The sequence below is a fragment of the Acidovorax sp. genome (genome assembly GCF_021287135.1).
GTDB lineage: Bacteria > Pseudomonadota > Gammaproteobacteria > Burkholderiales > Burkholderiaceae_C > Acidovorax.
Genome location: NZ_JAJTBB010000016.1, coordinates 1 through 11,920, shown reverse-complemented (window position 1 = coordinate 11,920; position 11,920 = coordinate 1). Strand labels below are relative to the sequence as shown.

The 11,920-nt window shown below is 69.5% G+C and carries 11 protein-coding genes; 5 read left to right on the top strand and 6 right to left on the bottom strand.

What is annotated here, in order from left to right:
• Nucleotides 1-26 precede the first annotated feature (26 nt).
• Nucleotides 27-815 (bottom strand): 5'/3'-nucleotidase SurE, encoded by a 789-nt coding sequence (gene surE, locus LWW96_RS03660; protein ID WP_291484315.1) that lies wholly within the window; start codon nucleotides 813-815, stop codon nucleotides 27-29.
• A 139-nt stretch (nucleotides 816-954) separates the two neighbouring features.
• Here surE and LWW96_RS03655 point away from each other — a divergent pair, with 139 nt between their 5' ends.
• The 5 genes from LWW96_RS03655 to LWW96_RS03635 all read left to right on the top strand — a co-directional run bounded on the left by LWW96_RS03655 (nucleotide 955) and on the right by LWW96_RS03635 (nucleotide 8,240).
• Entirely contained in the window at nucleotides 955-1,929 is a 975-nt protein-coding gene (locus tag LWW96_RS03655; protein ID WP_291484314.1) for an NADPH:quinone oxidoreductase family protein, read from the top strand.
• A 138-nt stretch (nucleotides 1,930-2,067) separates the two neighbouring features.
• On the top strand, nucleotides 2,068-3,609 hold the full coding sequence (locus tag LWW96_RS03650; RefSeq protein WP_291484313.1) for a GGDEF domain-containing protein: 1,542 nt from the start codon (nucleotides 2,068-2,070) through the stop codon (nucleotides 3,607-3,609).
• A 213-nt stretch (nucleotides 3,610-3,822) separates the two neighbouring features.
• A complete protein-coding gene (locus LWW96_RS03645; protein ID WP_291484312.1) occupies nucleotides 3,823-5,394 on the top strand; it encodes an alkaline phosphatase D family protein in 1,572 nt (523 codons plus the stop codon).
• 181 nt (nucleotides 5,395-5,575) lie between these two features.
• Nucleotides 5,576-7,441: a gamma-glutamyltransferase family protein gene (locus LWW96_RS03640; RefSeq protein ID WP_291484311.1), complete on the top strand. Its 1,866-nt coding sequence runs from the start codon at nucleotides 5,576-5,578 to the stop codon at nucleotides 7,439-7,441.
• Between the two features lie 394 nt (nucleotides 7,442-7,835).
• Nucleotides 7,836-8,240, top strand: a complete 405-nt coding sequence (locus LWW96_RS03635; protein ID WP_291484310.1) for a hypothetical protein — start codon at nucleotides 7,836-7,838, stop codon at nucleotides 8,238-8,240.
• 58 nt (nucleotides 8,241-8,298) lie between these two features.
• Here LWW96_RS03635 and LWW96_RS03630 read toward each other — a convergent pair whose 3' ends face one another.
• From LWW96_RS03630 to LWW96_RS03610, 5 genes are all read right to left on the bottom strand, one after another.
• Nucleotides 8,299-8,853: an ASCH domain-containing protein gene (locus tag LWW96_RS03630; RefSeq protein WP_291484309.1), complete on the bottom strand. Its 555-nt coding sequence runs from the start codon at nucleotides 8,851-8,853 to the stop codon at nucleotides 8,299-8,301.
• Between the two features lie 81 nt (nucleotides 8,854-8,934).
• Entirely contained in the window at nucleotides 8,935-9,363 is a 429-nt protein-coding gene (locus LWW96_RS03625; protein WP_291484308.1) for a DUF2267 domain-containing protein, read from the bottom strand.
• 71 nt (nucleotides 9,364-9,434) lie between these two features.
• A complete protein-coding gene (locus tag LWW96_RS03620) occupies nucleotides 9,435-10,190 on the bottom strand; it encodes a sulfite exporter TauE/SafE family protein (RefSeq protein WP_291484307.1) in 756 nt (251 codons plus the stop codon).
• A gap of 197 nt (nucleotides 10,191-10,387) precedes the next feature.
• Complete coding sequence (locus LWW96_RS03615; protein ID WP_291484306.1) at nucleotides 10,388-11,053, bottom strand: pyridoxamine 5'-phosphate oxidase family protein; 666 nt, start codon at nucleotides 11,051-11,053, stop codon at nucleotides 10,388-10,390.
• A gap of 185 nt (nucleotides 11,054-11,238) precedes the next feature.
• On the bottom strand, nucleotides 11,239-11,920 hold a 682-nt coding region (locus LWW96_RS03610), incomplete at its 5' end, for an AMP-binding protein (RefSeq protein WP_291484305.1).

Here is an 11,920-nt window from a genome sequence, read left to right as displayed (position 1 = left end):
TGCCGGGAAGCCGGGCCGCCGCTGCATCAGTGGCCAGGGGCGCCAGCCGCCCCTGCCGCGAGCCGGGACGCCGTCTGCGCCCAATAGCCCAGGTTGTCGTGGTCGGTGAGGTCCACCTTCAGCGGCGTGACGGACACATGGCCCAGCGCGGTCGCATGGAAGTCGGTGCCCTCGGCGTCGTCCTTGGCGGGACCGGCGCCGCCGATCCAGTACATGGCCTCGCCGCGCGGGCTTTCCTGCACGATGACCCGCTCGGCCGCGTGGCGCCGCCCCAGGCGGCACAGCCGGATCGGCTGCAGCGCGTGCAGCGGCATGTTGGGAATGTTCACGTTCAGCAGCCAGGGCGCCCCGCCCACCAGGTCCTGGGCGCGCATCTGGGCCACGATCTCGCGCGCCTTGGCGGCTGCCGCCTCGATCTCGCCCCAGCCCTTGTCCACCTGCGAGAAGGCGATGGCCGGAATGCCGAACAGATACCCCTCCATGGCCGCCCCCACGGTGCCGGAGTAGATGGTGTCGTCGCCCATGTTGGCGCCGTTGTTGATGCCCGAGACCACCAGGTCGGGCCGGTAGCCCAGCAACCCGGTCAGCGCGATGTGCACGCAGTCGGCCGGTGTGCCGTTCACATAGCGGAACCCGTTGGCCGCCTGGTGGACGTACAGCGGCGAATGCAGGGTCAGCGCGTTGGACTTGGCGCTGTTGTTGTGCTCCGGGGCGACCACTTCCACCTCGACCCCGTCCAGGGTCTTGAGGGCGTCGTGCAGCGCCACAATGCCCGGCGCCTGGTAGCCATCGTCGTTCGAGATCAGAATTTTCATGGGTTGCGGTAGGGGTTGCAACGGATTGTAGGGGGGTGCCGCCGCGCCGTGCCACGGCAGCGCGGCCCGTCGCTCGTGGGACATCGCGGGGCCGCCCGCGCCGCCTATCATGCGGCCCACTTTGACAGGAGACTCCCCCATGCACGCTTGGCTTTGCACCAACCCCACCGGCGTTGACGCCCTGAGCTGGACCGAACTGCCCACCCCGTCGCCCAAGGCGGGCGAGGTGCTCATCGAGATCAAGGCCGCCAGCCTGAACTTCCCGGACCTGCTGATCGTGCAGAACAAGTACCAGGTGAAGCCGCCGCTGCCGTTCGTGCCGGGCTCGGAATACGCCGGCGTGGTCGCCGCCGTGGGCGAGGGCGTGAGCCACCTGAAGGTGGGCCAGAACGTGGCCTGCCTCTCGGGCACGGGCGGGTTTGGCACACACACGGTGGCCCCCGCCGCGCTGTGCATGCCGCTGCCCGACGGCTTTTCGCACGTGGACGCTGCCGCGTTCATCATGATCTACGCCACATCCCACCACGCGCTGGTGGACCGCGCGCAGCTCAAGGCCGGCGAGACCGTGCTGGTGCTGGGCGCGGCGGGCGGCGTGGGCACGGCCGCCATCCAGATCGCCAAGGCCATGGGCGCGCGCGTGATCGCCGCCGCCTCCACCGACGAAAAGTGCGCGCTGTGCACCTCCATCGGTGCGGACGCCACCATCAACTACAGCCGGGACAACCTGCGCGACGCGCTGAAGGCGCTGACCGACGGCAAGGGCCCGGACGTGATCTACGACCCCGTAGGCGGCGATTTCGCCGAACCGGCGTTCCGCTCCATCGCCTGGCGCGGCCGCTACCTGGTGGTGGGCTTTGCCTCGGGGCCCATTCCCGCGCTGCCGCTGAACCTGCCCTTGCTCAAGGGGGCCTCCATCGTCGGCGTGTTCTGGGGCGAGTTCGCCAAGCGCGAGCCCAAGGCCAACGCCGCCATGATGGGCGAGCTGGCCCAGTGGTACGCGCAGGGCAAGGTCAAGCCCGTGATCGACCGCACCATGCCCATGGCCGAGCTGCCCGCCGCCTACGCCCACATGGGCTCGCGCGGCGTGATGGGCAAGCTGGTGATGGTGAACTGACGTCCCGGTGCCCCCCGCCGCGCGCGCCTGCGCCGCCAGCGGCGCCGCCGGGCGGAAAGGGCCCGGCCGGGAGCGCAGGCGGCGGCCCGCTGTGTCACACTCGCGCCTCCTGCGTTCCTCCGACATTGGTGTCCGCACATGGCCGACCGACCACCTTCCGAAATAGCACGAGAAACCCTCAAGCAGCTGGCCGCCCGCCGCCTCCCGCCCACCCCCGACAACTACCTGTCGCTCTACGACGAAATCGCAGGAACCCGCAGCCCCCAACCCTTTCCCGAAGGCCCCCTGCACCACATCCTGCGGGTGCTGCCGGGGCAAACGCCGGCACAGAAGCGGCTGCTGGGCCAGTTTGAGCGGGCCGTCAACAACAAGGACTGGACCTCGCTGCAAAGCGTGCTGGTGGGCTACGCCAACCTCGGCTTGAGCCCTGCAGCCGCGGTGGCCCCGGCCGCGGAAGCCGCTGCGCCTGCGGCCGGCGCCCCCGTCGTGCTGCCGGACGAATTCGCGCAGATGCTGGCGCGCCTCATCGACAACCTCCTGCCCGCGCTGGGGGAAGACGACGCCCGCGTCATCGACATGGCGCAGCAGCTCATCGGCTTTCTCAAGGAGCCCGCGCCGCCCCTATCCACCGTGCAGCTCATGCTGGGCAACTTCGCCTACCGCGTCTCGTTTGCCACGGAGGACCAGGCCGCCATCCGCGCCACCTTGCTGGAGCTGCTGCACATGGTGTTCGAGAACATCGCCGTGCTCAACGTGGACGACCGCTGGCTGCACGGCCAGGCCGAGGCGCTGATGTCGGCGTCCACGCCGCCCCTGACCCTGCGGCGGCTGGACGACGTGCAGCGGCGGCTCAAGGACGTGATCTTCAAGCAGAGCGAAGCCAAGGCCCGCACCGTCGAGGCGCAGGAGCAGATGAAGGACATGCTGGCCACCTTCATCGAGCGGCTGGCCAAGATCACGGCGTCCAGCACCACCTACCAGGGCACCATGGCGCGCTGCGCCGACCTGATCGGCAAGGCCCAAACGCTGGAAGAAATCGCCCCCGTGCTGCAGGAAGTGATGAGCACCACCCGCGCCATGGCCCTGGACAGCCGCGTGGCCCATGACGAATTGCAGGACCTGCGCGCGCGCACCGAGGCCAAGCACGCCGAGATCGCCAAGCTGCAGGAGGAGCTGGACCGTGCCAGCGCCCAGGCGCGGCACGACCCGCTGACCGGCTCGCTCAACCGCAAGGGCCTGGACGAGGCCATCGAGCGGGAAATCGCCCGCTCGCGCCGCCTGGGCTCGCCGCTGTGCCTGGCGCTGCTGGACGTGGACAACTTCAAGACCATCAACGACCGGCTGGGCCATGCCGGCGGCGACGCCGCGCTGGTGCACCTGGCGCAGGTCACCCGCGAAGTCATGCGGCCGCAAGACCTGCTGGCCCGCTACGGCGGCGAGGAGTTCGTGCTCCTGCTGCCCGACACGGCGGTGGAAAGCGGCGTGGCCGCCATGACGCGCCTGCAGCGCGAGCTGACCACGCGCTTTTTCCTGCAGGGCACGGAGAAGGTGCTCATCACCTTCAGCGCCGGCGTGGCGCAGATGCACGACAGCGAGAGCAGCGTCGACACGCTGCGCCGTGCCGACCAGGCCATGTACCTGGCCAAGCGCTCGGGCAAGAACCGGGTGATGGCGGCTTGATGCCTCCCCCCTGTGTCGCCTTCTGCGCCTTCCCCCTAGGGGGACGCCACCCTTGGCCTGGCGGAGCCAGTTTCACGGTGGCACGGGCCTTCGGGCGCGCCGGTATCGGCGGGTGGTGAGTGGAATGCGGGAGGTGGACGGGATGCCCAAGATTCATCGATGCCGGCAGCGTTGCACGTGATGCCGCTGGCACCTCAACACACCCCCAGGCCAATGGACCGCCGCGCCTTCTTGCAATACGCCGCCTGTGCGGCTGCGGCCACCGCCCTCCCGCGCTGGGCCTGGAGCCAATCGCCCGCGCTGCAGGGCGACCCTTTCGCGCTGGGCGTGGCCAGCGGCGACCCGGCACCCGATGGGGTGGTGCTGTGGACGCGGCTGGTGCTGGCCGACCCGGCGCAGATGCAGGCGGCCCACACTGTGCGGTGGGAAGTGGCCCACGATGCACGCTTTGCGCAAATCGTTCAAAAAGGCGAGGCCCCTGCCCTGCCGCTGCTGGGCCACAGCGTGCACGTGGAGCTGCGGGGCCTGGCGCCCGGCCGCTGGTACCACTACCGCTTCATGCTGGGCGATGCCGTGAGCACGGTCGGCCGCACGCGCACCGCGCCGGCGGCTGCGGAACTGCCCGGCGCCCTGCGCGTGGTGTTTGCGTCCTGCCAGCGCTGGGAGCACGGCCACTACGCCGCCTGGCACCACGCGGTGGCCGACGCGCCCGACCTGGTGCTCTTCCTGGGCGACTACATCTACGAATACGCCACGCCCAAGAACACGGCGGATCTGGCCCGCACCCACAGCCTGCGCCTGGCCACCACGCTGGCCGACTACCGCGACCGCTACGCGCTGCACAAGAGCGACCCCGCCCTGCAGGCCGCCCACGCCGCCTGCCCCTGGGCCGTGACCTGGGACGACCACGAGGTGCAAAACGACTATGCAGCCGGCGCAGGCCGCGGCGATGCCGACAGCTTTCTGGCGCTGCGCGCCGCCGCGTGGCAGGCCTTTTACGAGAACATGCCCCTGCGCGCCACCAGCCTGGGCACACCCGCCAGCGCACCGCGCTGGGACGCCTTGCAGCTCTACCGCCGCCTGCGCTGGGGCCGGCTGGCCCACATCCACCTGCTGGACAGCCGGCAGTACCGCAGCTGGCAGGCCTGCCGCACACCCCAGTCCATGAGCGCCGGCGCGGTGCGGCCCGCCGACTGCGCCGAGCTGGCCAGCCCTGACCGCACGCTGCTGGGCACGGCGCAAGAGCAATGGCTGCACGCCGGCCTGGCCGCCGATGCCCGGGGCCATGACGGTGGCGCCGCGCGCTGGAGCGTGCTGGCGCAGCAGACCCTGTTCTCGCAACGCCACTACCCCTCGGGCGTCACCTCCACCGACAGCTGGGACGGCTATCCCGCCGCCCGCCAGCGGCTGCTGCAGGCGGTGTCCGGCCACGCGCCGCGCAACACCGTGCTGCTGGGCGGCGACATCCACCAGAACTATGTGTGCCGCGTCCACGCCGACCCCGGGCGGTCCGAATCGCCCGTGGTGGCCAGCGAGTTCTGCGGCACCTCCATCAGCTCGCGCTCGAGCACCACGCAGGACAAGGTGGACGCCGTCGCGCGCCACAACCCCCACGTCCTGCTGGCCCGCTGCGACCTGCGCGGCTACGGCCTGGCCGAGATCACGCCCACGCGCTGGACCACCACCTTGCGCGTGGTGGACGACCCGCTGCGCGCAGACAGCGGCGCCCGCACGCTCGCCCGCTTTGTGGTGGAAGACGGCCGGCCCGGGCCCCAGACCGCCTGACCGCCCGACCAGCCAATCCTTCGCTATCTTTTTGATAGCTGCTTGCGCTTTCTGCATAAGCGCTAGAGCCCAAAAACGCCTCAAATCACCCCGGCCAGCTGTTGCCTGATGTAACGCCCCGGCGCTGCCGCACGCCAGCCGCGTACCATGGCCGCTTCTTGCCACACAGGAGAAGACGGCCATGAACACGCACTCCCGCCACCCCGCCCCCTCGCGCCGTGCCGGCGCCTTGAACCTGAGCCTCGGCCTGCTGGCTGCCGCCGCCCTGCTGGCCGGCTGCGCCAGCGCCCCCTCTTCGCAGTTCAGCTACACCGTGCCGGTGCAGCCCGAGGGTTCCTCCGGCTACACCGAAAAGCCCGGCCGGGCCACCGAGAAATTCGCCGTGGCGGCCGCCAACCCACTGGCCACCGATGCCGGCTACCAGATCCTGAAGGCCGGCGGCTCAGCCATCGATGCGGCCATTGCCGTGCAGATGGTGCTGACCCTGGTGGAGCCGCAGTCCAGCGGCATCGGTGGCGGCGCCTTCCTGCTGCACTACGACGGCAAGGCCGTGGAGGCCTACGACGGGCGCGAGACTGCCCCGGCCGCGGCCGACGAAAAGCTCTTCCTGGGTGCCGATGGCAAGCCCCTGCCCTTCTACGACGGCGTGGTGGGCGGCCGCTCGGTGGGCGTGCCCGGCACCGTGCGCATGCTGGAGATGGCGCACAAACAGCACGGCAAGCTGCCCTGGGCCACGCTGTTCCAGCCCGCCATCACGCTGGCCGAAGGCGGCTTCAAGGTCAGCGCGCGGCTGAACACCCTGGTCAAGGCCGACGCCCACCTCAAGAAAGACCCCGTGGCCGCCGCCTACTTCTACAAGGCCGATGGCGACGCGCGCGACGTGGGCGTCAACCTGCGCAACCCCGAGCTGGCCGCCGTGCTGCGCCGCATCGCCGCCGAAGGCAGCAAGGCCCTGCACGAAGGCGCCATTGCCCAGGCCATCGTGGACAAGGTGCAAAAGCACCCCACCAACCCCGGCAAGCTCAGCCTGGCCGACCTGGCCGGCTACCAGCCCAAGAAGCGCGACGCGCTGTGCCACGACTACCAGGTGCAAAGCAAGGACTACCGCGTGTGCGGCTTCCCGCCGCCCAGCTCGGGCGCCATTGCCATCGGGCAGATCCTGGGCATCCTGAAGAACACCGATGCCGCCGCCAAGCCGCTGCAGGACGGCCTGCCCAGCGCGGACTGGCTGCACCTGTACACCGAAGCCTCGCGCCTGGCCTTCGCCGACCGCGCCCAGTACGTGGCCGACCCCGACTTCGTGCGGCCCCCGGCCGGCAGCTGGACCAGCCTGCTCGCCCCGGCCTACCTGGCCGAGCGCGCCAAGCTCATCGGCCCGCAGAGCATGAAGGTCGCCCAGCCCGGCAACCCCGGCGCCGTGAAGACCAGCTACGCGCCCATGCCCGACCAGCCCGAGTACGGCACCAGCCACATCAGCATCGTCGACGCCCAGGGCAACGCCCTGGCCATGACCACCACCATCGAAGACCAGTTCGGCGCGCGGCAGATGGTGACCACGGATGCCGCACGCAACGGGGGCTTCCTGCTCAACAACGAGCTGACCGACTTCAGCTTTGCGCCCACGGACGCCCAAGGCCAGCCCATCGCCAACCGCGTGCAGCCCGGCAAGCGCCCCCGCTCGTCCATGTCGCCCACGCTGGTGTTTGACAAGGCCACCGGCGAGCTGCTGATGAGCGGCGGCAGCCCCGGCGGCGCGGTCATCATCCACTACACCGCCAAGACGCTCTACGGCGTGCTCAACTGGGGCCTCACGCCCCAGCAGGCTATCAACCTGCCCAACTTCGGCTCGCTGAACGGCCCCACCCTGCTGGAAGAAAAGCGCTTCCCCGCCGCCACGGTGGAAGCCCTGCGCAGCCGCGGCGCCGAGGTGCGCGAGATGAACATGACCAGCGGCCTGCAAGCCATCACCCGCGGCAATGCGCACGGCAAGAAGGTGTGGATGGGCGGGGCGGACCCGCGGCGCGAAGGCGTCGTGATGGGCGACTGAGACCAGGGCCGCGGCCCCATCCCACCCGATCCCAGAAACAGAACCCGCGCGGGGCCTCGCCCCCCCCCGCCGTGCAGGGCATCCGGACTCTGCACGGCCCAGGGCGGAAACACGCCAAAATCGCGTCCTCGGGCGATGGCCTTGCAGCGAAGGTGTGTCCGCGAACGTGCAGTGACGAACCGCAACCATGAACCCCGGCCCATTCCCAATTCGATTCCGTCCCGCTCTGCCGGGCGCTTTGCACAGCGCGATGTGGCGAACCTGCCTGGGCACGGCGCTGGCCTTGGCGTTGGCTGCAGGCACGGCGGCTGCGCAGGCCCCATCCCCGGCCCAATCGCCCTCCCAGTGGCCGCGCACCCCCGTGCTCCCGCTGCCTGCCGGAGTGGAACTTGGCATGGGGGCTGACGCGCTTCAGCACGCCGTGCCCGGCATGGCGCGCGTGCCGCGCCCGCAGCGCCTCGCCGGAGGGCTGGTGGGCCTGTGGCGGCTGGCACCGGTGGCCATCGCTGGGGTATCCGGCGCACAGACGTTCTTCTTCGGTGGGCGAGAGCTGCGCCGCGTGGAGTTCGTCGCCGATGCGAGCGACCTGGCAGATGGTGGTTCTGCGGCCTTCGGCGAACTGCTCGAGTTCGGCCGCCGCACCTACGGGCCCGAAACCGCCGCGAATGACCCCAGCGGCAGCTATGCCGCATGGACCAGCGGCGGCCTGGAGGTATACGCCCAGCGCGTGCCCGCACCGCACGCCACCGTGCGGTGGGTGGTCAAGCTAAGCGAGGGCAAGGACGCCAGCGAGCTTTGATGGCGGGCCGCCCTGCCGCGCCCCCCATGGCAAAGCCGTTCACGCTGAGCCGAAAGGGTCAGACACCGGCGGGAGGCTGGTAGACGACCTCAAAGCACTCGCAGGCAACCAGCATGTGCTCGGAGAACGGGCGGCCCGCCTGGGCGCACTCACGGATGAAATAGTCCCGATGGGCCTGCTGCCAGAACGCCAACGAGCCGTCGCCCTCACCCTCGATCGCGGCGAACTCGGCGGTGACTTCGCTCAACGGAACCATCTCAACCGCCAGGGTCTTGATGACGCACAGCGGCTCACCGGACCAATGGGTGACGATGCTGAGATCTCCCACGCGTGGAGCGGGCTTGCCTTCCGCCTCGAACGACCAGACCGAGCCGGTCGTCGCACGTTTGGTGCCCTGGAGAACCAAGGCCGCAAGTTCGCGGGCCAGTTCCTCGCTATCGCCAAAGTGGAACGCTTCGTAGAAGCGCTCTTCATCCGCTTGGCCCGTGGCGCTCGCGAACGCATTCCAGAAATCCCGAAGATGCTGAGGTATCGCCATGGCTTTTCGGCCGCCTACGCCCATGGCGACACGCCCTTGCAAACACTGCGGGGCCACTTGGACAGCGTCGGACATGCTGGGCAAGGGCTTCTCCTCAAAAGGGGTTTGCAGCCGGCGCTGGAATCTGGGCCGGCACACCGCCCCGAACACAAGTCTTCATGCGCCGAGGCCGCTCCAAAGTTCGCGGAGCCCCGGAGGCAGTGCTTCCAACGAACGATCAAATGCATCCGACGGGATCACCTGGCGCAATGCAAAGCCGACCGATTCAATCGCGGTGTCCGACGAAAAATTGTGGTCGCGCCGCAGCGAGCGGACCTCTTCAAGGATCTCCGCAGCGGTGCCCACCTCTGCAATGTGCTCACTGGGCCTCCAGCCCTCGAAGAAGAGCCCCCGCACCGCTGGCGGCAACTGATCCGCAAAGCGAAGCGCTTGCTCAAGAGAAAGCCGGCGGCGAAAAGCCTGCAACACCCCTACGACCATGTTCCAGGCCATATTCGTGGTCGCCAAGCCGGCATGATCTCGAGCCGCCACCATGAACTTCTCAAAGTCAATCGAGGCGCGTTGGTATTCAGGCGGCCAGGGCATGGGGAATCGACGCTGAAGATTGATTGAGGGTGAGACTGTACTGCGAAGCAGCTATCCGCCGACGAGCCCTCTCACCCCCACCGCGCCAGCACCTTCGGCACGCTAGCCACCAGCATCGCCACCCCGGACAACGTCAGCAGCCCCAGCACCACCTGTTTGAACCGCGCCTCGCTGATGCCCAAGTACAACCGCGCGCCGAGCAGCGAAGGCACCAGCATGGCCGGGATGACCAGTGCCAGCAAGGGCAGCGTGGCGCGGGTGATGAGGCCGGTGGCGGCGTAGGTGGCGAAGGTGACCAGCAGCATCGCCAGGTTGAAGTTCTGGATGATGGCGCGCTGCACGTCCTTGTCGAGCCCGCGCAGGGTGCACCACAGGGTGGGCAGCACGCCGGTGAAGCCGCCCAGCCCGCCCATCACGCCGCCCGAGAGGCCCACGGCCGCATCCGCCCAACGGCCGCCGGCGGTGATGCGGGGCAGCTGCCGCGCCAGCAGCATGGCGGGGCACCACAGCACCAGCAGCGTGCCGAGCACGAGCTTGAAGGCGTTCATGTCCAGCCGGGGCAGCAGGGCCACGCCCAGCGGGATGCCCGCGAGGCCGCCCAGCACGAAGGGCAGCAGGCGCGCCTTGTCAAAGCCGCGCCGCACCGTGGCGGCCGCCACGATCTGCCCGGAAAGCGCGCCGCACACGGCCAGCACGGCGGCCAGGCGAGGCTCCAGCGCCCAGGCCCAGAACGACATGGCCACCATGCTGAAGCCAAAACCCGAGAGACCTTGCACAAAGCCCGCCGCGGCGGCGCCCAGCACCACCATCCACCATACACCGTCCATGCGTCCGCCTGTTCTTTTCGTGGGGCCAGTTCGGCTCAGAGGCTGAGAGGGAGTCGGGCGTGCCCGAAAGGACGCCCCAAAGCGCCGCCCGCAAGGCGCAAAGCACCGCCGTAGCTCGGGCTACGGCGCGCATTTGCAACGCTGCGGGCGGTGGTTTGGGGCGTCAAGGCGGGCATGACCGATTTCCTCTCAGCCTCTCAGTACAACGTAGCCTGCTGGCGCGCAGGCAACTCGCGGTCATAGGTCTCGCCGTCAAAGCGGCCCTGTGTGATGGACGAGAGCAGCGCCCCCGGCGTGGGCACAGGCCGGGGCGTGCCGGGCGGCACGGGGTTCCACAGGCCCGATCGCTGGATGGCCCGCGCGCACTGGAAGTACACCGACTCGGCCGTGATGACGAGCACGCATTGGGGCGGCTTGCCGTGGACCACGAAGCGCGCGAGCAGCTCGGGCGCCACGCTGATGTGGGCGCGGCCGTTCACCCGCAGGGTTTCGCCCACGCCGGGGATCAGGAACAGCAGCGCCACGCGCGGGTCGGCCACGATGTTGCGCAGGCTGTCGGCGCGGTGGTTGCCGCGGCGCTCGGGCAGCAGCAGGGTCTTGTCGTCGTCCAGCACCTGCACGAAGCCGGCCGGGTCGCCGCGCGGCGAGGCGTCCAGGCCGCCGGGGCCCTGCGTGGCGAGCACGGCAAAAGGCGAGGCTTCGATCATGGCGCGGTAGCCGGGGTGCACGCACGGCAGTTCCTTGGCCATGGAGGCTTGGCTGGGGGTGCCCAGCAGGGATTCGAGCTGGGCCAGGGTGCGGATGGTGTGTTCGCTGGCGAGGGCTGTGGCGATGGCGGGGTTCACAGGGGCGGGTGCGGTCATGCGCGCATCGTGCCGTGGCGCGCCGCAGCTGGCAAGCACGGTGCGGCGGCCGACGCAATTTTGCATCAAAATTGCCTCCAGCGCTTATCCATCAAGCGCTGGCAGCTATCAATTTGATTGCAAATACCCACGCAGGCGCAACGCACGGCGGGGGCTGCCGTGCCGGCCGCGGCCCTGCCGCAGGCTCAGACGTTGATCGCGGTGGCCGACCCGGCCTGCTTGCGCAGCTCGAACTTCTGGATCTTGCCGGTGCTGGTCTTGGGCAACTCGCCAAACACCACGGCGCGGGGCACCTTGAAGCCGGCCAGGTGCTTCTTGCAGTGCGCCACGATGTCTTCGGGCGTGGTCTCTGCACCGGCCTTCAGCTCCACAAACGCGCAGGGCGTCTCGCCCCACTTCGGGTCGGGCTTGGCCACCACGGCGGCAGCCAGCACGTCGGGGTGGCGGTAGAGCACGTCTTCCACCTCGATGGACGAGATGTTCTCGCCGCCGGAGATGATGCTGTCCTTGCTGAGGTCCTTGATCTTGATGTAGCCGTCGGGGTACTGCACGGCCAGGTCGCCGCTGTGGAACCAGCCGCCCGCGAACGCTTCGTCGGTGGCCTTGGGGTTCTTCAGGTAGCCCTTCATGGCGATGTTGCCGCGGAACATGATCTCGCCCATGGTCTCGCCGGCGTGCGGCACGGCTTGCATCGTCTCGGGGCCGAGCACGCGCACGTCGCGCGCCGGGTGGTAGCGCACGCCCTGGCGCGCGTTGAGGCGCGCACGCTCGCCAATGTCGAGCTGGTCCCACGCAGGGTGCTTGGCGCACACCGTGGCCGGGCCGTACACCTCGGTCAGCCCGTAGACGTGGGTCAGGTCAAAGCCC